The sequence below is a fragment of the Bradyrhizobium sp. ma5 genome (genome assembly GCF_042258955.1).
Lineage (GTDB): Bacteria > Pseudomonadota > Alphaproteobacteria > Rhizobiales > Xanthobacteraceae > Bradyrhizobium.
Window position 1 is genome coordinate 2,811,534 of the sequence record NZ_CP170156.1, and the last position, 17,821, is coordinate 2,829,354.

General features: G+C 65.8%; 12 protein-coding genes. 8 read left to right on the forward strand and 4 right to left on the reverse strand.

The window, feature by feature from the left end:
* The first annotated feature begins 126 nt into the window (after positions 1–126).
* The 5 genes from ACE103_RS12945 to ACE103_RS12965 all read left to right on the forward strand — a co-directional run bounded on the left by ACE103_RS12945 (position 127) and on the right by ACE103_RS12965 (position 8,723).
* Entirely contained in the window at positions 127–4,629 is a 4,503-nt protein-coding gene (locus ACE103_RS12945) for an autotransporter domain-containing protein (RefSeq protein ID WP_375779737.1), read from the forward strand.
* Between the two features lie 119 nt (positions 4,630–4,748).
* Positions 4,749–5,831: a zinc-binding dehydrogenase gene (locus ACE103_RS12950; protein ID WP_223968095.1), complete on the forward strand. Its 1,083-nt coding sequence runs from the start codon at positions 4,749–4,751 to the stop codon at positions 5,829–5,831.
* Positions 5,832–5,909: 78 nt separating this feature from the next.
* Positions 5,910–6,668, forward strand: coding sequence for an SDR family NAD(P)-dependent oxidoreductase (locus ACE103_RS12955; RefSeq protein ID WP_223968094.1), 759 nt, complete (start codon positions 5,910–5,912; stop codon positions 6,666–6,668).
* Positions 6,669–6,672: 4 nt separating this feature from the next.
* Positions 6,673–7,932: an NAD(P)/FAD-dependent oxidoreductase gene (locus ACE103_RS12960; protein WP_375779738.1), complete on the forward strand. Its 1,260-nt coding sequence runs from the start codon at positions 6,673–6,675 to the stop codon at positions 7,930–7,932.
* 122 nt (positions 7,933–8,054) lie between these two features.
* Positions 8,055–8,723 carry an amino acid ABC transporter permease gene (locus ACE103_RS12965; protein WP_097670409.1) on the forward strand — a complete coding sequence of 223 codons (669 nt, stop codon included), beginning with the start codon at positions 8,055–8,057 and terminating at the stop codon, positions 8,721–8,723.
* Between the two features lie 199 nt (positions 8,724–8,922).
* On the opposite strand, the gene ACE103_RS12970 is transcribed toward ACE103_RS12965, so the two are convergent.
* Both ACE103_RS12970 and ppk2 read right to left on the reverse strand, forming a co-directional pair.
* Positions 8,923–9,801 (reverse strand): transporter substrate-binding domain-containing protein, encoded by an 879-nt coding sequence (locus ACE103_RS12970; RefSeq protein ID WP_375779739.1) that lies wholly within the window; start codon positions 9,799–9,801, stop codon positions 8,923–8,925.
* A gap of 335 nt (positions 9,802–10,136) precedes the next feature.
* Complete coding sequence (ppk2, locus tag ACE103_RS12975) at positions 10,137–11,099, reverse strand: polyphosphate kinase 2 (RefSeq protein WP_375779740.1); 963 nt, start codon at positions 11,097–11,099, stop codon at positions 10,137–10,139.
* A gap of 147 nt (positions 11,100–11,246) precedes the next feature.
* Here ppk2 and ACE103_RS12980 point away from each other — a divergent pair, with 147 nt between their 5' ends.
* Both ACE103_RS12980 and ACE103_RS12985 read left to right on the forward strand, forming a co-directional pair.
* On the forward strand, positions 11,247–12,419 hold the full coding sequence (locus ACE103_RS12980) for a fumarylacetoacetate hydrolase family protein (RefSeq protein ID WP_375779741.1): 1,173 nt from the start codon (positions 11,247–11,249) through the stop codon (positions 12,417–12,419).
* A gap of 129 nt (positions 12,420–12,548) precedes the next feature.
* On the forward strand, positions 12,549–12,857 hold the full coding sequence (locus tag ACE103_RS12985) for a hypothetical protein (RefSeq protein ID WP_375779742.1): 309 nt from the start codon (positions 12,549–12,551) through the stop codon (positions 12,855–12,857).
* A gap of 72 nt (positions 12,858–12,929) precedes the next feature.
* Here the strand turns inward: ACE103_RS12985 and ACE103_RS12990 are convergent, their stop codons facing one another.
* Complete coding sequence (locus ACE103_RS12990) at positions 12,930–14,555, reverse strand: Spy/CpxP family protein refolding chaperone (protein WP_375779743.1); 1,626 nt, start codon at positions 14,553–14,555, stop codon at positions 12,930–12,932.
* Between the two features lie 264 nt (positions 14,556–14,819).
* Positions 14,820–15,281, reverse strand: coding sequence for an Lrp/AsnC family transcriptional regulator (locus ACE103_RS12995; protein WP_024579268.1), 462 nt, complete (start codon positions 15,279–15,281; stop codon positions 14,820–14,822).
* 131 nt (positions 15,282–15,412) lie between these two features.
* Between ACE103_RS12995 and ACE103_RS13000 the strand changes: the two genes are divergently transcribed.
* Positions 15,413–17,779 (forward strand): transketolase, encoded by a 2,367-nt coding sequence (locus ACE103_RS13000; protein WP_375779744.1) that lies wholly within the window; start codon positions 15,413–15,415, stop codon positions 17,777–17,779.
* Positions 17,780–17,821: the final 42 nt, after the last annotated feature.

The following is a 17,821-nucleotide window of genomic DNA, read 5'->3' on the forward strand; positions in this document are numbered from 1 at the left end:
CGGCCTGAATCCGGGTCGGCGCGATGACCGTGCACGGCCTGAGAAGACGCTTCCCCCGCGAATTGCAAGATAGCCCATTCGGGTCAAGCCGCGCTCGCGCGGCACTGTCGATTTGAGGCTGGGGCAATGCCGGAGTGGGGTTACGCGCGAATGCGCCTGCAGGGCTGGCTGGCGGCCGCGATCATCCTTTCAGTGAGTCTATTGGCCGGGCCGGTCCTCGCGCAAAACGGCGGCGTCGGCGGCGAGGGTGATTATCAGTCGACGGGACAATATGGCGGTGTCGGCGGCGTTCCGGGCGTCAATGGCGGGGTCGGCGGCGACGGCGGCGCGCCGAACCGGTCGTGCATCTGCACCGGCGGTGGCGGCGGTGGCGGTGCCGCGGGCGCTGCCGGAGGCGCCGGCGGTCCCGACGGCAATCTCAGGAGCGGCGGCGCCGGTGGCGCGGCCGGGCAGGACGGCATTGCTGGAACGCCCCGCGCAGACTCGGCCAGCGGCGGCGGTGGCGGCGGCGGCGGTCTCAGCGGAACGTCCAGTGCGACGCTGAACAACACCGGGATATTGTCGGCCGGCAACGGCGGCAAGGGCGGCGACGGTGGCGTCAACGCCTCGAACCCTTCAGCTCAAGTTGCGGGCGGCGGCGGAGGTGGTGGTGCGGGCGGTACTGCATTCACCATCACCGGCGCCGGGATGCATTCGAACAGCGGCAGCATCACGGGCGGCAATGGCGGCGCGGGCGGCGCCGGCGATGTCGGTGGCAGCGGCGGTGACGGCGGCGCCGGCATCGTCGTCAGTGCGTCAGGCGCAACGATCAGGAATTCCGGCTCGATCTCCGGTGGCACGGGCGGCGTTGGCGGCGCGCAGGTGTCCGATATCTATTCGAATCAAGGCGAACCGACCACCGGCGGCACGCGGGGGCGGCCAGGTGCGGCAGGCACCGGCGGTACCGGGATCGTCGGCGGCGGCTGGACCATCATCAACAGCGGGACGATCACCGGTGGCGGCGGCCCGGGTGCGCAGGGCAACGCGATCGGCTTCACCGGCGGAGCCAATACGCTGACGTCGATTGGCGGAACGCTCAGCGGCAATCTTGCGATTGCAAATGGCGTCGGCGCCAGCTTGACGTTCCTGCAAACCAGCGCGGCCGGCGCCTCGGGCGATGTCACCATCTCCGGCATCACCGGCCTCGACGGCCTGGCCACCGACGCCTCGGTTGCCGTCAAGCTGGATGGCGCGCGCTCGCTGATCGTCACCGGTGCCAGCACCTACACCGGCGGCACGTCGGTGAGCGACGGATCGACGCTCGTCATCCGCAACAGCAACGCACTCGGCAGCGGCACGCTGACGATGGGCGAGACGCTCGCCGGCCTCACCAAGCTGGTGTTGGACGGCAACGGCTTCAACATCGCCAACACCATCGTCATCAACAGCGATCCCGTCATCACCGTCGCAGCCGGTACCACCAACACGATGTCGGGGGCCATCAGCGGTGCCGGCGATATCGTGCTCAACGGGGGTGGCACGCTGGTGCTGTCCGGTACAAATACATACAGGGGCGGCACCACGATCTGCGGCACCGCTTGTGGCGTTGCTGGCGGCAGCAGCGTACTGCAAGTCGACGTCGACACGGTGGGTACGCCGGGCGCGATTGTTTCGTCGGCGATCGGCACAGGCTTGCTGACCTTCGACGGCGGAACGCTGCAGGCCGGCGGCAACTACACGATTGCGAACAACGCACAGATCAATGCCGCCGGGGGCAGCATCGACGCCAACGGATACACTTTCACCTATTCGGGCAACATCGCCGGCACCGGCGGACTATTGGTGCTGGACGCTTCAGGTGGCCTTGGCCGCGTGGTGCTGACAGGCACCAACACCTATACCGGTGGCACCACGATCTGCAATTGCGCGACGCTGCAACTCGGCGACGCAAGCCACACCGCCTCGATCGTCGGCGAGGTCGTCGTCGACGGCAAGTTCGACATCGTCAACGCCAACACGGCGGGCATCACCACGATCGTCAACGACGGCTTCAACGGGGTCGCCACCACGACGTTCTACAATTCCACGACGGCGTCGACGGCGACGATCATCAACCAGAACTTCGGTATTACGGAGTTCCGCGACAACAGCACCGCGGGCAATGCGAGCGTGAGCAATAGCAACAGCGCCCTCACGATTTTCCGCGACGGCAGCTCGGCCGGCAACGCCACGTTCGACAACAGCAGCCGCGGCACCGTGGTGTTCGGCGACGCGCTTGGCCCTCCCGGCGGCTCGGACACCAGCACGGCCGGGAAGGCCGTGTTCAACAACCATGACGGCGGCGGCGTTGTGTTCCTCGGCCACACCAACGCGGGGCAGGCCACCATTACCAATGGTAACAACGGCGGCTCGACGCAGTTCTTCGAGTTCTCGTCGGCTGCGTCGGCGATGATGACGACGTCCGCCACCGGCTATATCGGCTTCTTCCAGAGCAGCACCGCGGCGAACGCGACGATCGACAACAGCGGCTTGACCTATTTCGGCACGTCCGGCGGGGCGACCGAGGCGCCGACCGCAGGCAACGCGACGATCACCAACCGCTCCGGCGGCGCGCTGATCTTCGCCGCATATGCGACGGCCGGAAACGCCACAATCACCACTGAGAGCGGCGCGAGCGTCAAGTTCGTCGACAACACGACCGGCGGCACCGCGCAGTTCATCACCCAGGGAACCGGCTATGTCGACTTCGGCAGCAGCCTTGGGCCGAACGGCGACGGTCGCATCACAGCAGGCTCGATCGCAGGCTCGGGCACCTACTACATCGGTGGCGGCAACACGCTCGCGGTCGGCGGCAACAATCTCTCGACCGTCGTCAGCGGCGTGATCGCCGATTCCAATCCCTGCGGTTGCGGCCCGGCCGGGCCTGGCAATCTGGAAAAGACCGGCAGCGGCATGCTGACCCTGTCGGGCGTCAACTCCTATACCGGCACCACCGTCGTCAATGGCGGCATCCTGCAAGTCGATGGCTCTATCGTGTCGTCGAGTTCAGTCACGGTGAATTCAGGTGGCGCGCTCTCCGGTATCGGCACCGTCGGCAACACGACGATTGCGAGCGGAGGCATCCTGCTGCCAGGCAATGCGACACCGGGCACATTCCTCAACGTGGCGGGCAATCTCGCCTTCCAGTCTGGCGCGCTGTATGTCGTTGGACTCAACTCCACCGCTTCGACATCAGCCAAGGTGACCGGTACCGCGACGCTCGCCGGATCGGTCGGCGTCAGCATCGCCGCCGGCAGCACGATCGCCAGGCAATACACCATCCTGTCGGCGGCCGGCGGTCGCGCCGGAACGTTCGCCGGCATCGATTCAACCGGGGTGCCGTCGGGATTGATCGCGACGCTCGGCTATGACGCGAACCATGCCTATCTCAATCTCGCGCTTGATTATGGTGCAGCATCGAAGCTCAACGTCAACCAAGGCAATGTTGCCACCACGCTGCAGAACTTCTTCAACGCCAATGGCGGCATCAACGTGGTGTTTGCTGGACTGTCGCCGAACGGCCTGACGCAGGCCTCGGGCGAGGGGGCGGCTGGATCGCAGCAGGCGACGTTCAACGCGATGAACCAGTTCCTCGGCCTCCTGACCGATCCGTTCGTCGCCGGACGCGATGGCGGTTTTGGTGGTGGCGCGGGCGCCACCCCGTTTGCCGAGGAGAGCGCGTCGCTGGCCACTGCGGCACGCACCACCGAGCCGCGCGATGCGCTGGCCGCGATATACGCCAAGGCGCCGCCGCAGCAACTCGACTTCGAACAGCGCTGGAGCATTTGGGCGGCAGGCTATGGCGGTGCGCAGACCACCAACGGCAATGCGGTGCTGGGCTCCAACAGCACCAGCAGCAGCGTCTACGGCACCGCGGTCGGCGCCGACTACCGCTTCTCACCGAACACCATTGCCGGTCTTGCGCTCGCCGGCGGTGCCACCAGCTTCAGCACCAATGGTCTCGGTTGGGGCCGCTCGGACCTGTTCCAGGCCGGTGCGTTCGTTCGTCACAACGTCGGTGCGGCGTATCTGAGCGCGGCGCTCGCCTATGGCTGGCAGGACATCACCACCGACCGCATCGTTACTGCTGCGGGCGTCGATCATTTGCGCGCCAACTTCAATGCCAATGCGTGGTCGGGTCGGCTCGAGGGCGGCTATCGCACTGCCACGCCCTGGATCGGGCTGACGCCTTACGCGGCGGCCCAGTTTAACAGCTTCGAGTTGCCGAACTATGCGGAGAGCGTGGTTTCCGGTGGCGGCGCCTTCGCGCTGAACTATGCGGCGAAGAGCGTCACCGATGTCGGGAGCGAGCTCGGTCTGCGCAGCGACAAGTCGTTTGCGGTCGATGGCGGCATCGTGACGCTACGCGGCCGCGTCGCCTGGGCGCATGACTTCAACCCGAACCGCAGCGCGGCGGCCGTGTTCGAGGCGCTGCCGGGTGCGGTCTTTGTGGTCAACGGTGCGGCGCAGGCCAGCGAGTCCGCGCTGACCACGGCCTCGGCGGAGATCAAGTGGCGCAACGGCTGGTCGGCGGCTGCGACCTTCGAGGGTGAGTTCTCCAACGTCACCCGGTCCTACGCCGGCAAAGGCGTTATGCGCTATACGTGGTGACCCTCCGTGCTATAGCCTCCCGCAGCGAAAGCCTGTCCCGGACTTGATCCGCGACAGTGTATTTCGCGGGACGAAATACGCATCAAAATGAGTGGGAAGAAACCCACGCGGGAGGAAACATGCGCGCAGCGATCTTCAGAAATGGCGAGATTGTCGTCGACCAGATGCCGGAGCCGAAGCCGGGCGCCGGCCAGGTGCTGGTCAAATCGCTCGCCTGCGGCATCTGCGGTTCCGATCTGCATGCGCGCAAGCACGCCCACCGCATGGTCGAGTTGAGCAAGTTCCTGCCCGGCCGCACGCCGATGGATCTGTCGCGCGACGTCGTGTTCGGCCACGAGTTCTGCTGCGAGATCCTCGATTACGGCCCGGGCACCACGCGCAAGCTGAAGCCCGGCACACGGGTCTGCTCGCTGCCGGCGCTGCTGACGCCGGAGGGCCCGAAGGGCATCGGCTATTCCAACGATTATCTCGGCGCCTATGCCGAGCAGATGCTGCTCAGCGAGCCGCTGCTGCTCGAAGTGCCGAACGGACTTGCCGCCGAGCACGCCGCGCTCACCGAGCCGCTTGCGGTCGGCGTCCATGCGGTGGCGATGGCCAACATCAAAGGCGGCGAGGTGCCGCTGGTGATCGGTTGCGGGCCGGTGGGCCTTGCGGTGATCGCGGCGCTCAAGATCAAGGGGCTCGGCCCGATCGTCGCCGCCGACTACTCGCCGGCGCGACGCTTGCTCGCCGAGAAGATGGGCGCCGATGTCGTGGTCGATCCCGCCAAGACGCAGCCTTACGCGAGCTGGGCCGAGCACGCCCAGATGAGCGAAGCGGAGAAGGCGGCGCGGCCGCCGCTGCAGGCGTTGCTGCCGCCGCTGAAGCCGGCGCTGATCTTCGAATGCGTCGGCGTGCCCGGCGTGTTGCAGCAGGTGTTCGAGGGCGCGCCGCGCAGCGCCCGTGTCGTCGTGGTCGGCGTCTGCATGGAGACCGACAAGTCCGAGCCGATGCTCGGCATCATCAAGGAGCTCAACGTCCAGTACGTGCTCGGCTACACGCCGGAGGAGTTCGCCTATTCGCTGCGGCTGATCGCGGAAGGCCAGGTCGATGCCGCATCGCTGGTCACCGGCCGCGTCGGCATCGACGGCGTTGCGCAGGCGTTTGCCGATCTCGCCAATCCCGAGGCGCACACCAAGATACTGGTCGAGCCGTGGCGTTGAACTGACGGCGGCGGTTTGCATTTCGCGACGCCGAACCTATAGTTCGTCGTCTCTTATCGCACTGACAGCACGCACCTCATGCGCGTTTCAATCATCACGGGAGGCGGCTCCGGCATCGGGGCTGCGGTTGCACGCCGGCTCGCGGGCCCCGATCAGGGGCTGATGCTGCATGGCCAGGGCGCCGAAGCTAGCGGGCTCGCGCGGCTGAATTCGGTTGCGGAGGAATGCCGCAGCAAGGGCGCCAAGGTCGCGGTCTCCACCGGCGATCTCGCCATGGCCGGCGCGGGCGCGTCGCTGGTCGAGGCTGCGCGCGCCGCATTCGGGCCGATCGACAGCATCGTGCATGCCGCGGGCTTTGCCGACCGCCGCGAGTTCGCCAGCCTGCCGCGCGCGGCGCTGGAGCGTGCCTTTGCCGTGATGGCGGCGGCATTCCACGAGATCGCGGCTGCGGCGCTGCCCGACCTCGCGCGCAGCGCGCAGAGTCGCGTCGTCGCGGTTTCCAGTTTCGGGCCGCATCGCTTCGTGCCCGGCGCCACCTATCCGGGATCGGCCGCCGCGAAGGCCGCGCTCGAAGTGTTGGTGAAGTCGCTCGCAATCGAGCTCGCGGCATCAGGCGCCACCTCAAATGCCGTGATGCCCGGCTATACGCGCAAGGATCCGGGCCTGTTCGGCGCGCTGGACACCGCGACCTGGGAGCGGGTGGCAATGGCCAATCCGATGCAGCGGCTGGCCGAGGCCGACGAGGTCGCCGCCGTCGTCGCCTTCCTGCTGTCGCCGGAAGCAGGCCACATCACCGGCGCCACGCTGCCGGTCGATGGCGGCCTGACCTTGATGTGACGGCATGACCGACGACACGTCCGCACATCAGGTTGACGTCGTCGTGCTCGGCGCCGGCATGGTCGGCGTCTCCGCCGGCCTTGCCGCACGGCAGCGTGGTCTGTCCGTCGTCATCGTCGATCGTCGCGAGCCGGGCAGCGAGACCTCCTACGGCAATGCCGGCATCATCTCGTCCGGCTCGATCCTGCCGCTCAACACGCCATCGCTTTTAAAGAACCTGCCGAAATACCTGACCAACACCCACCCGGCGCTGCGCTGGAATCTTCCGTGGGCGGTCGCCAATGCCGGCTGGGTGATCCGCTTCCTCGCCGCGGCGACACCGTCGCAGACCAAACCGCGCGCCGCCGCGCTGCACGGCCTGATCGGGGCGTCGATGAGGTTGCATCGCGACTGGATCGTGCAGGCGGGCGCCGGCCATCGCATCCGTGAGACCGGCTGGCTCAAGGCCTGGCGCGGCGACGGGCTCGCGACCGCCAAAGCCGAGCAGGCGGCGCTCGCCGAATTCGGTATCAAGAGCGAGGTGCTCGACCGGCAGGCCATCTCCGCGCTCGAGCCGAACATCATCCCTGCCTACAGCGTCGGCCTGCTGCACAGCCAGACGGCATCGGTCGATTCACCCGGCGCGGTGGTCAAGGCCTATGCGCAGATGCTCGCCGCCAGCGGCGGCACCGTGCGGCAATCCGAGATCCGGCGGATCGCACAACAAGGCGAAGGCTGGCGCGTGCAGCTTGCCGACGGTGAGATCGCCGCGCGCCATGTCGTGGTCGCGCTCGGGCCGTGGTCGGCCGAGCTGCTGCGGCCGCTCGGCTATCGCGTGCCGCTGGCATTCGAGCGCGGCTATCACCAGCATTTCGTGCCGAACCCGGCACGCAAATTGCTGCGGCCGATTCATGATGCGGAGGGTGCCTTTCTGATGACGCCGATGGAGCAGGGCGTTCGCGTCACCAGCGGCGTCGAGCTGACCGCGCGCGATGCGCCGTCGAACTATGCGCAGCTCGAGGCGGTGGTGCCGATGGCGCGCAGCGTGGTCGAATTCGGCGATGCAGTCGGCGAGCGCTGGCGCGGCGCGCGGCCGACGCTGCCCGACAGCCTGCCGATGATCGGCGAGGCGCCGCGGCATCGTGGCCTCTGGCTCGCCTTCGGCAACCAGCATATCGGCTTCACCACCGGTCCCGGAACGGGCGCCGCGGTTGCGGCGATGATCGCGGGCGCGGCGCCGCCGTTCGACGTGAAGGCCTTTTCGCCGGGCCGGTATATCGCGTGACTCGCGCGAGGCCGCCTGCGATGCTGGGGCATCAAGGCGAGTACGCAAAGCGTTTTCGAGCGAAGTGGGCACCGGTTCGCGTGAAGAAAACGCGTCAAAACTAGAGTCAACCGAGGGGCTGGATGAACTACGTCTGGGATTTCGGGATCCTCGCCAAGTACAGCCATCTGTTCTGGCTCGGGCTCGGCTGGACCATGGCCTACACGATCGGCACCATCATCCTCGGCACCTTGATCGGCCTGATCGTCGGCATGCTGCGGCTGCGGCGGATTCCGGTGATCGACTGGCTGCTGATCGCCTATATCGAGCTGTTCCGCTGCACGCCGCTGCTGGTGCAGATCATCTGGTTCTACTACGCGTTTCCGGTCGTGATCGGCGTCAACATCCCGGCGCATGTCGCAGCCGTCAGCGTGCTGTCGCTCTATGGCGGCGCGTTCTATGCCGAGATCGTGCGCGGCTCGATCGAGAGCGTGCCGGTCGGGCAGTGGGACGCGGCGAAGGCGCTCGGCTTCCGCGGCTGGCGGCTGATGCGGCTCGTGATCCTGCCGCAGGCGCTGAAGCCGATGATGGCGCCCTACGTCAACCAGTCGGTGACGCAGCTCAAGAACACCTCGCTGGTCTCGATCATCGCGGTGCCCGATCTCGTCTACAACGCCACCTTGATCAACGCCGACACTTACCGGCCGCTCGAGGTCTACACCATCGTGGCGCTGATCTATTTTGCGATCCTGTTTCCGTCGACGCTGGTGGCGCGGCGGCTAGAGCGCGGGCTGACGTACGACAAGGTGTGAGGCTGCCTCTTCTCCCTCTCCCCGCTCTTCGCGGGGAGAGGGTTGGGGTGAGGAGCCTCCATCCGGTGAGCAATTCGCGACTTGTTGAGCAGTGTGCCTTGCCCCTCACCCGGACCGCATCTGCGATGCGATCCGACCTCTCCCCGCGAAAGAGCGAGGAGAGGTGAAGAAGCCGCAATGTGATCGATAAAGACGCGCTCTAAATACTCAGCTCCACCGGCACGTCCTCCGGCTTGACGCCGGCGAGGCCGAGGCCTTTGACGAACCATTCGCGCATCTGGCCGATGCCGCGGTTGTAGTCGATCCACACCGACAGGAAATCGCGCCAGCGCTTGTCCTGTTCGCGCCGCACCGCTGTGCCGCTTGCGATCGTCACCGAGGGCGAGGCCAGGATCTTGTAGGTGCCGAGGTTCGGGTTCTTGGCGATCGCGGTCAGCCCGAGCACCAGTGCGTTGACGACGCAATCGACGCGGCCCGACGACATTTCCAGCATCACCTCGTCGCGCGACTTCAGCGACTTGATGGTGGCGTTCGGCGCGAAGCGCCGGGCCACCGCCTCGTTGGCCGAGCCGACGTCAACCGCGATCTTGACCTCGGGCTTGTTGATGTCGGCCCAGGTCTTGGCCTCCAGCCCCTTCTTCAGCATCGCGCCGAACGGATGCGGGAACACCAGGCTGGTGAAGTCCACCACCAGCGCCCGCTGCGGGGTCGGGTTGAGCGCAAAGCCGAGATCGATCTTGTTGGCCTGCAAATCGAGAATTGAATTGCCGTAGGTCGACTCGACATATTCCAGCTTGACGTCGAGCAGCTTGGCAAGGTCGTTGGCCATCTCGATGGAGAAGCCGGACCAGGTGCCGGTGGCGAGGTCCTTGTTGAAATAGGGCAACTCGCCCGGCAGCACCGCAATCCGCAGCACCTTGTTGGCCCTGATGCGGTCGAGCGTGTTGTCGGCCTGGGTCTGCGCCGCAGCCGGGGTTGCCATGGCGGCCGCGAGTGCCGCGCCGCTGCCGATCCCGAGCGCATAGCGCAGCGCGTCGCGGCGATCTTCGGAAATTGCGATGTCGTCGGATTGAGTCAAGCGGGCCTCCCTGCACCAGATTGAGGAAGCCTAGCGTCGGGTTCCGGTGCCAGCAAGGGCGCACACCTGCGCCATTGGTAGGCGTGGCGAAGGGGAGATGCCTATCTCTTCAGCTCGCCCAGCTTGCGGCAGGCTAATCGCATCTAGCCCGCCTCCGCAGGGGCGCCCTGCCAAAATATCGAAAACAACCCCATGCACAGTAGCCGGAGGCGTACCTGCATTCGACACGTCAACTTGACATGTCGGGCAAATCAGTGGCACTATTCTATTATTCCGAAATTGCGCGGACGTGTTTCTCTCTCCCCGTAGGAACGGGGAGAGAGAAACGACCAGCATCAATACCGTCCCGGCACGTACATCTCGGGCGGGATCGGGCCGCGGTGATAGTCGGGGTTGCGCACCCGCGGCGGCAGCACCACCGGTTGGTGGGTGACCTGCTGATAGGGGATCTGGGTCAACAAATGCGAGATGCAGTTGAGCCGGGCGCGCTTCTTGTCGACGGCATCGACGATCCACCACGGCGAGTCCCGCAGATGGGTGCGCTCCAGCATGGTCTCCTTGGCCTTGGTGTAGAGCTCCCAGCGGGTCCGCGCCTCGACATCCATCGGGCTCAGCTTCCACTGCTTCAGCGGATCGTGGATCCGCATCGAGAAGCGAAACGCCTGTTCCTCGTCGGTGATCGAGAACCAGTATTTCAAGAGGATCGTGCCGGAGCGGATCAGCATGCGCTCGAATTCCGGCACCGACTTGAAGAATTCCTCATACTGCTCGTCGTTACAGAACCCCATCACCTTCTCGACGCCGGCGCGGTTGTACCAGCTGCGGTCGAACAGCACGATCTCACCGCCGGCCGGCAAGTGCGAAACATAGCGCTGGAAGTACCATTGCGTGCGTTCGCGCTCGTTCGGCGCCGGCAGAGCCGCAACGCGGCAGATGCGCGGGTTGAGCCGCTGGGTGATGCGCTTGATGACGCCGCCCTTGCCGGCGGAATCGCGGCCCTCGAACAGCACCACGACCTTCTGCTTCTCGTGCTGCACCCAGTCCTGCAGCTTGACGAGCTCGCCCTGCAACCGCAGCAGTTCGCGGAAGTAGAGCTTACGGTCGATCGTCGGCTGTCCGGCGACGCCGTCGTGGTCGAGCTCGTCAAGCCTCATGTCGTCGAGCTCGAGCTCGAGTTCCTCGTCGAGGCTGTCGGCCATCTCCTGATGGATGCGGGCGCGCAAGGCTTCGTCGCGGGAGGCTTCGTCGCGCAAGGCTTCATCTCGGGTGGCGTCGTCGGTGAGGTCGGAGGCGGTCATGAAGGTCCGTCTTTCAGTATGTTAGATGGATCGACGGGAGCATTGACGGGCGATGTTACCCCTCTATGACAACGGCATGACCGCTGTTTCACGCAAGCGCGCGGACTGTGCTAACAAGCGCTGACAAGATCAAAAAAGGAGACGCCGATGATTTCGCTCGCGCCAAAAGACGTCCTGCCGGAGGACGGCACCGCCGGCACGCTGGTCGGACGGGTCTGGCTGCCGCAGGCCGGCGGACCCGCCGTGGTCGCGGTGCGGGGTGACGGCGTGTTCGACGTCACCGCGCGTTTCCCCACCGTAAGCGCGCTGTGCGAGGAGGCCGATCCCGCCGCCGCGTTGCGTGCCACGCGCGGCGAGCGGATCGGCGATTTCGAGACGATCCTCGCCAACACACCGCCCGACGGACGCGACGTGACAAAACCGCATCTGCTGGCGCCAGTCGACCTGCAGGTGCTGAAGGCCGCCGGCGTCACCTTTGCGATCTCGATGCTGGAACGCGTGATCGAGGAGCGCGCACGCGGCAACCCGTCATCGGCGGAGGCCATCCGCAAGGAGGTGGTGCGCCTCGTCGGTGACGATCTGTCCAAGTTGAAGCCGGGCTCCGAGCCGGCGATGCGGTTGAAGCAGGTGCTGATCGACCAGAACGCCTGGAGCCAGTATCTCGAGGTCGGCATCGGTCCCGATGCCGAAGTGTTCACCAAGGCGCCGACGCTGTCCTCGGTCGGCACGGGCATGGATGCCGGGCTGCATCCGAAATCGACCTGGAACAATCCGGAGCCGGAGGTCGTGCTCATCGTATCCGGCGCCGGCAAGATCGTCGGCGCCGCGCTCGGCAACGACGTCAACCTGCGCGATTTCGAAGGCCGCTCGGCGCTGTTGCTGTCGAAGGCCAAGGACAACAACGCCTCCTGCGCGATCGGCCCGCTGCTCCGGTTGTTCGACGGGACCTTCTCGCTCGACGACGTCAGGAAGATGGATGTCGGCCTCACCGTGAAGGGCGCCGACGGCTTCGTGCTCGAGGGCCATTCCTCGATCAGCAAGATCAGCCGCGACCCCACCGATCTGGTCGCCCAGACCATCGGCCCCGTGCATCAGTATCCCGATGGATTTGCGCTGTTCCTCGGCACAATGTTCGCACCGGTGAAGGACCGCGACGCCAAGGGCGAAGGCTTCACCCACAAGCGCGACGACATCGTAACCATTGCCGCGCCGCAGCTCGGCAAGCTCGTCAACCGCATGCGGGGCAGCGACGAATGCGAGCCCTGGACCTTCGGCGTTGGCGCGCTGATGAAGAACTTGGCGCAGCGCAAGGTGCTGTGAGGATGAGCGCAGCGCGTAGGGTGGGTTAGCCAACGGGTCCGCCCGAAGGGCGGCCCGATGATAAACTCCGCGTAACCCACTATCTTGCCGTGCGACACGGTGGGTTACGCCTTCGGCTAAAGTGCTATCGTGCTTGCCGTCGCCGCCGGCGTTGTCGAACATGTTCAGAAACCTGCGCGGCAGATCAATCGCGTGCTGCAACTTGAGGGCGCGCGGATGCATGAAATTCGCAGCGACCGCTTGTCGCGCCCTTATGTGATCCAGTTCATCCTCATTTGCGCTGCTTCGCTTCAGCATACTGGCTCGGCGCGAACAGAAGGAGTCGCGGACATGAGCGAGCAGCCATCGAATGGAATGCCTGATTGGCTCACGACCGACATGCTGGTGATTGCCGTTGCACTGGCCATCATCGTGGTTGGCATGTGGATTGCGCCGTAGCCTCCGGCTGGTTGCCCCGCTGGGATATCGCGGGGTGGTGTCACCGCCATACGCGCGAGGCGATGGCGAGCCCTACAAGCCGATCATCCGGAAGATCATGCCGCCGATGTTCGGGCCATGACGGTGATGGCGGCGATGATGACCTCGCGCCGGCTCGTCGCCGCCTGCGGCGGTCATTGCGGCGTTGGCGATCCTGCCGCCGTCCCGCTCGGGGCCAACAGCGTCGAACGCGGCCTTCTGCTCGTCGCTGAGCGCGCTGTAGAAGCTGTCCAGCGCCGGACGCACCGTGCCGATCGCCTGCAGCATCGAATCCAATCTGGCTTCGGCCGCGGCAAGGCGTGCCGGCGGCGTGCGTGCGTCGGTGGGCGGGCAGGACGATTTCAGGGTGTCCTCGGCTTTTGTCGCCGCATCGCGCAAGGCATCGAGGCTCGCCCGCTGCGCGTCGGTCGGCTTGACGTCGCGTTCGATGACCTCGCCCGGCCAAACGATGGTCGCGGGCTGCGCCGTATTGCAGTTTCCGTTGTCCGCCGTCGCCTCACGCCTGGTGCGGCGCTGATCCGCTGCCAGCGCCGTCACCTTAGCTTTCTGGTCGTCGCTGAGCAGCCCGTAGAACTTCTGCAGCGCCGGCTGAAGAATGCCGACCGCGTCGCGCATGGCCTGGAGGCGCTGCTGCATCGCGACGAGGCGGCTCGGCGCGGTCAGCGGCACGTCCCTGGGACATGAATTGAGAATGGTCTCCGACGCCTTCTGCGAGGCGCTGGCGAGTTCGTCGAGCGCTGCGCTCTGCTCCGCATTGGGCTGAATGGCGCTGCGGAATTGCTCGATCGGGAAGCCCGCGATGTCGCTTCTGTCGCTGCCGCACATGTCGGCGAGCGTCGTCGTCGCAGCCGCGCGGTCGCTGTTGGACGCGGTCGGCTGTCGCGAGCTGCCGCGGCTCGGCAGGTAATCGGCATAGCCGCTCAGCGCATTGTAATCGTACGGGCCGAACAGACCGGTATAGATGTCGCCATAGCCATAGTCCCAGAAGTATGGGTCGTAGTCATCGCCCCACCAGGCATAGTCATAGAGATCGTAATAGGCATAGGGCCAGAATACCGGACCGACCCAGCCGAACCCGCCATGCGGATGGCGCCACCACCAGCCGCCATTGCGGTTGTGATATCCCCAGGTCGCCCCGGCGGCGGCCGTCATGATCGCGGCGCGCGCCATCGGATTCCGCAAACCGCCCGGCCTCTGCATCGCGGTGCGGATCTGATGCGAGGCCAACGAGTGGCCCACGGCGTTCGCATTGTGGCGCATCGCGGCGGGCGAGGCGGCATGACGACCGGCGGCTACGCTCGGCGCGCCGCGCGCGGCATGAGCGGCGGGCCGGAATTGGTTATGACGCGCGCCGGAGCCACCGCCGAGCCTCATGCCTCCCCTTGCAGCGGGATGGATGGTGTGAAAGCCGCCGCCACGCGCGCCGCCGGCATGAAATCCACCGCCGTGGAAACCGCCGCCATGGAAGCCGCCACCGCCGCCATGAAATCCGCCCCCACCACCATGAAAGCCGCCACCGCCATGACCTCCACCACCGTGGCCACCGCCGCCACCGCGAGCGGCATAGGCGCTGCCCGCGAACAGCGCGGCCGATGCCGCGACTGCGAGGATCGCGGCGAGCGCCAGCACGGTATGTTTGCAGCGGGCAGCCCTCAGCATCTGTCCTCACCCTTCGGATAGTCAGTGATGCCTGACATCAACATCGAACGCCGCCGCCGGGTTCCCGCGGGCGATCCGGTCGCGACGATTTAATTTGCAGCATCGTCGTCCTGGCGAAGGCCAGGACCCATTACCCCAATTGTTCGTCGTTGCATGACGCTGGGGCCAGTTTCCCTTCACAACCAAATTCGGTGGTTATGGGTCCTGGCTTTCGCCAGGACGACGCGGTGGTGTTGGCCCGATTGGAGTTACCAACCAACGCCCTCACACCGGCAATGCCGTCGAATACTTCACCTGGCTCAGTGCAAAGCTCGACTCGATCGAAGCGATGCCGTCGAGCCGGGTCAGCTTGTTCTTCAGGAACGCTTCATAGGAGGAGAGGTCGGCGGCGACCACGCGCAGCAGGTAGTCGCGGTTGCCGGTCATCAAATAGCACTCGAGCACCTCATCCCATTTCGAGATCGCGCGCGCGAAGCGGTTGAGGTCTTCCTCCTTCTGGCGAGCGAGCTTGATCGAGATGAAGACCGAGACGTGCAGCCCGAGCGATTTCTGGTCGACGGTCGCGATGTAGCGAGAGATCACGCCGCGCTCCTCGAGCAGCTTGACCCGGCGGTGGCACGGCGACACCGACAGCCCGACCTTGTCGGCGAGCTCCTGCATGGTCATGCGGCTGTCGGTCTGGAGCAGACTCAGGATCTTGCGGTCGATGGCGTCGAGGGCAGGCATTGGGATGAACTCGTTAGTTGAGGCTGGATCGTGGGAATTTATCCCAATTTTTCCTGTGCTGTCGCGCGGAATTGAGATTTTCGGCGGTCCCCGCGGCAGTAACATCCGACATATTCGCCCGGAGTATTGCCATGGGAATCGCGCCTGAACGCCTCGACATGCTCACAGCCCTGGCCCGAAAGGTGCTGTGGCTGTCGTCGTGGACCATCCACCATGCCAACCATGTGCGGCCATCTGCCGACGGGCTGAAAGTCGGGGGCCATCAGGCCTCGTCGGCCTCGCTCGCCAACATCATGTCGGCGCTGTATTTCTCGGTGCTGCGTCCGCAGGACCGCGTCGCGGTGAAGCCGCATGCGAGCCCGGTGTTCCATGCGATCCAGTATCTGTTCGGCCACCAGACCCGCGACAAGCTGGAAAACTTCCGCGGCTACAAGGGCGCGCAGTCCTATCCGTCGCGCACCAAGGATGTCGACGACGTCGACTTCTCCACCGGTTCGGTCGGGCTCGGCGTGGCGCAGACGCTGTTCGCCTCGCTGGTGCAGGACTACGTCAAGGCGCATGGCTGGATGCAGGACCGAGCCGAAGGGCGCATGATCGCGCTGGTCGGCGACGCCGAGATGGACGAGGGCAACATCTTCGAGGCGCTGCTCGAGGGCTGGAAGCACGGTTTGCGCAACACCTGGTGGGTGGTCGACTACAACAGGCAATCGCTCGACGCGGTGGTGCGCGAGGGGCTCTGGGCCAAGTTCGAAACCATGTTCCGCAATTTCGGCTGGGACGTGGTGATCGTGAAATACGGCAAGCTGATGCTCGAGGCGTTTGCCGAGCCGGGCGGCGAGGCGCTGCGGCGCTGGATCGACAATTGCCCGAACCAGATGTACGCGGCGCTCTGCTTCCAAGGGGGAGCTGCGTTCCGCAAGCATCTGCGCGACGATATCGGCGACCAGGGCGAGGTGTCGGCGCTGATCGATCGCCGTAGTGACGACGAGTTGCTGGCGCTGATGTCGAACCTCGGCGGTCACGACATGGCGAGCATGATCGAGGCCTTCGAGGCAATCGATCATGATCGGCCGGTCTGCTTCATCGCCTACACCATCAAGGGTGTCGGCCTGCCGATGCAGGGCCACAAGGACAACCACGCCGGCCTGATGACGGTGGCGCAGATGGAGAAGTGGCGCGCCGCGCAGAACATCCGCACCGGCCATGAGTGGGACAAGTACGAGGGCCTGTCGCAAGAGCCCGCGAAGCTCGAGGCTTACCTCGCCGCGGCGCCGTTCAACCGCGAGGGACGTCGCCGTCTCTCGGCGCCTGAAATCGACGTGCCGGAGCGACTGGCCTTCAAGGCCTCCGCGCAGATGTCGACGCAGCAGGGTTTTGGCCTCGTGCTGCATGAGCTCGCGCGCGGCGACAGCGAGCTTGCGTCGCGCATCGTCACCGTTTCGCCCGACGTCACGGTGTCGACCAACCTCGGCGCCTGGGTCAACCGCCGCGGCCTGTTCGCGAAGGCGGAGAACCACGACCTGTTCCGGCAGGAGAAGATCCCGTCCGCTTACACCTGGGAATATTCGCCGAAGGGCCAGCACCTCGAGCTCGGCATCGCCGAGATGAATCTGTTCATCATGCTCTCGGCGCTCGGCCTGTCGCAGCAGATCAACGGTGCGCGGCTGCTGCCGGTCGGCACACTGTACGACCCCTTCATCGAGCGCGGCCTCGATGCCTTGAACTACGCCTGCTACCAGGATGCCCGCTTCATGGTGGCGGCGACGCCGTCGGGCATTTCGCTGGCGCCGGAAGGCGGCGCGCATCAGTCGATCAAGACGCCCTTGATCGGGATGGGACAGGACGGGCTCGCCTCGTTCGATCCGGCCTTCGTCGATGAACTTGCCGTGATCATGGGCTGGGGGTTTGGCCACATGCAGCGCGAGGGTGCCGAGGGAGGTTCGGTTTACTTGCGACTCTCGACCCGGACGCTGGAGCAACCGCAGCGGATCATGACGCCGGACCTGCAGCGCGACATCACCGATGGCGCCTATTGGATGCGCAAGCCGGGCCCGAACTGCGATATCGTTGTTGCGTACACCGGCACCGTCGCGCCTGAGGCGATCGAGGCGGTCGGCCTTATCGGCGAGAGCCACCGCGATGTCGGTCTCCTGGCGGTAACCTCTGCCGACCGGCTCTATGCGGGTTGGTCCGCCGCACGGAATTTGCGCCGCGACCGCCGCGGCACGCAGCATTTGAGTCATATCGAGCGCATGCTGGCGCCGCTCGGCCGCGACTGCGGCATCGTGACCGTGATCGACGGCCATCCGGCCTCGCTCGGCTGGCTCGGCAGCGTGCGCGGCCACCGGGTCGAGGCGCTCGGCGTCGAGCATTTCGGCCAGACCGGGACGATCGGCGACCTCTACCGGCACTATGGCATCGACGCCAACGCCATCATCGACGCGGCGGAAAGCGTGTCGATCGGCGCCCCGGTGCGGCATCGCAAGATGGCGGTGTGACGAGGGATCTCTCCTCATCGTCATCCCGGCGCAGGCCGGGAT

Excerpts from the sequence above, each read along its gene's own strand:
- ACE103_RS12965 (WP_097670409.1), top strand. The coding sequence starts at position 8,055 with ATGAACTACGTCTGGGATTTCGGGATCCTCGCCAAGTACAGCCATCTG.
- ACE103_RS12950 (WP_223968095.1), top strand. The coding sequence starts at position 4,749 with ATGCGCGCAGCGATCTTCAGAAATGGCGAGATTGTCGTCGACCAGATG.
- ACE103_RS12990 (WP_375779743.1), bottom strand. The coding sequence starts at position 14,555 with ATGCTGAGGGCTGCCCGCTGCAAACATACCGTGCTGGCGCTCGCCGCG.
- ACE103_RS12960 (WP_375779738.1), top strand. The coding sequence starts at position 6,673 with ATGACCGACGACACGTCCGCACATCAGGTTGACGTCGTCGTGCTCGGC.
- ACE103_RS12955 (WP_223968094.1), top strand. The coding sequence starts at position 5,910 with ATGCGCGTTTCAATCATCACGGGAGGCGGCTCCGGCATCGGGGCTGCG.
- ACE103_RS13000 (WP_375779744.1), top strand. The coding sequence starts at position 15,413 with ATGGGAATCGCGCCTGAACGCCTCGACATGCTCACAGCCCTGGCCCGA.
- ACE103_RS12995 (WP_024579268.1), bottom strand. The coding sequence starts at position 15,281 with ATGCCTGCCCTCGACGCCATCGACCGCAAGATCCTGAGTCTGCTCCAG.
- ACE103_RS12945 (WP_375779737.1), top strand. The coding sequence starts at position 127 with ATGCCGGAGTGGGGTTACGCGCGAATGCGCCTGCAGGGCTGGCTGGCG.
- ACE103_RS12980 (WP_375779741.1), top strand. The coding sequence starts at position 11,247 with ATGATTTCGCTCGCGCCAAAAGACGTCCTGCCGGAGGACGGCACCGCC.
- ppk2 (WP_375779740.1), bottom strand. The coding sequence starts at position 11,099 with ATGACCGCCTCCGACCTCACCGACGACGCCACCCGAGATGAAGCCTTG.